Consider the following 2,133-nt stretch of genomic DNA (forward strand, 5'->3'; position numbering starts at 1 on the left):
TTCCTGCTGCTCACCGGCTCGGAGATCACCGTGGACCCGCCGATCCCCGGCCCGGTCCGGGTGCTCGCCCTGCCCGCGATCGACCCGGACGGTGTGCTGACGGCCGCGCTCGGGGCCCGCCCCGACGAGATCTGGGTGGTCCGGCCGGACGCGCACGTGGCCGCCGTCGTCGACGCGGCGAGTCTCCCCGCCGCCCTCCACCGAGCCCTCGGGAAGGACTGTCATGGCGTTCTACAGACGAGTGGGTGACGTCCCGCCGAAGCGGCACACCCAGCACCGCGGCCCCGACGGCGGGCTGTACCGCGAGGAGCTGATGGGGGAGGAGGGGTTCTCCTCGGACTCGGCCCTGCTGTACCACCGCGGCGTGCCGTCGGCGATCGTCGACGCCACGGCGTGGGAGCTGCCGGACCAGACGCTCACCGAGAACCGGCCCCTGCTGCCGCGGCACCTGAAGCTGCACACCCTGTTCTCCGACGACGGGAAGGCCCAGGACGCCGTCACCGGGCGACGGCTGCTGCTCGGCAACGCCGACGTCCGGATCTCCTACGTGGTCGCCGGGCAGCCCTCACCGCTCTACCGCGACGCCGTCGGGGACGAGCTGGTCTACGTCGAGTCCGGCACCGCGACCGTCGAGACGGTGTTCGGCACGCTCGCCGCCCACCGGGGCGACTTCGTCCTGCTGCCCCGCTCCACCACCCACCGCTGGCTGCCGACGGGCTCGGACCCGGTGCAGCTCTACGTGATCGAGGCGAGCTCGCACCTCGCCCCACCCTCTCGGTACCTCTCGCGGTTCGGCCAGTTCCTCGAGAACGCGCCCTACTGCGAACGGGACCTGCACGGCCCGACCGAGCCGCTGCTCGCCGAGGGCGAGGACGTCGAGGTGCTCGTGCGGCACCGCGGGTCCCGGGGCATCGTCGGCACCCGGTACGTGTACCCGACCCACCCCTTCGACGTCGTCGGGTGGGACGGCTGCCTGTACCCCTTCACCTTCGACGTGGCGGACTTCGAGCCGATCACCGGCCGGGTGCACCAGCCGCCGACCGTGCACCAGGTCTTCGAGGGCGCAGGCCTCGTGGTGTGCGCCTTCGTGCCGCGCAAGGTCGACTACCACCCGCTGGCCGTGCCGGTGCCGTACTACCACTCCAATGTGGACTCCGACGAGGTGATGTTCTACTGCGGCGGGGACTACGAGGCGCGCAAGGGCTCCGGCATCGCGCTGGGCTCGGTCAGCCTGCACCCCGGCGGGCACAGCCACGGCCCGCAGCCCGGGGCGATCGAGCCCGCGCTGGGCGCCGAGCGGTTCGACGAGCTGGCGGTCATGGTCGACACCTTCCGCCCGCTGGAGCTCGGCGAGGGCGGGCTGGCCGCGGAGGACCCGGGCTACCCGTGGTCCTGGTCGGGGCGCGGGCCTGCCGGCTGATCTCGGTACCGTCCGGCGTCATGGGCGGGGTCGTGGGTGGTGTCGGGGGTGGTGTCGGGGGCGGGGTCATGGGCGGGGTCGGGGTCGTGGGTGGGGTCGGGGTCGTGGGTGGGGTCGTGGGTGTGGGCGGGGTCGTGGTCGTCGGGGCGGTCAACGTGGACATGGTGGTGTCCGCTCCGCGGCTGCCCGGCCCGGGCGAGACCGTCGTCGGGCCGGGGGTGGAGCGGTTCGGCGGCGGCAAGGGGGCCAACGCCGCGGTGGCCTCGGCCCGGATGGGCGCCGAGGTCCGGTACGTCGGCGCCGTCGGGGAGGACGACACCGGCTCGGCCGCGGTCGAGGAGCTGCGCGCCGAGGGCGTCGTCGTCGACGACGTCGCCGTGCTCCCCGACGTACCCACCGGCGTCGCCCTGATCGTGGTGGACCCCCGGGGCGAGAACCAGATCGCGGTGGGCGGCGGGGCGAACGCCGCCGTCGAGCCCGAGGCGGTGCGGTCCGCGGTGGAACGTGCCGCGGACTGGGCGGGCTGTGTGCTGGTGAGCACGGAGATCACCGCCGCGGCGGCGGTCGCCGCCGTGGAGGCGGCCACGGCGGCTGGCCTGCGTTGCGTCCTGAACCCGGCCCCGGTGCTGCCCGACCTGGCCGAGGTCCTCGGCTCCGGCGTGATCCTCACGCCGAACGCCTCGGAGCTCCGTGACCTCGCCGAGCTCCTCGAC

At 74.3% G+C, this 2,133-nt stretch carries 2 protein-coding genes and 1 pseudogene; all 3 read left to right on the forward strand.

Annotated elements, in window-relative coordinates:
- A pseudogene (locus tag H5J29_RS30180) lies at positions 1-249 on the forward strand (hypothetical protein); the annotation flags it as partial.
- A complete protein-coding gene (locus tag H5J29_RS30185; protein WP_181784357.1) occupies positions 224-1,420 on the forward strand; it encodes a homogentisate 1,2-dioxygenase in 1,197 nt (398 codons plus the stop codon). The pseudogene H5J29_RS30180 and the gene H5J29_RS30185, both read left to right, overlap by 26 nt.
- 20 nt (positions 1,421-1,440) lie before the next feature.
- On the forward strand, positions 1,441-2,133 hold a 693-nt coding region (locus tag H5J29_RS30190), incomplete at its 3' end, for a PfkB family carbohydrate kinase (protein ID WP_246394483.1).

The sequence above is a fragment of the Pseudonocardia pini genome (assembly GCF_013870575.1).
GTDB classification, from domain to species: domain Bacteria; phylum Actinomycetota; class Actinomycetes; order Mycobacteriales; family Pseudonocardiaceae; genus Pseudonocardia; species Pseudonocardia pini.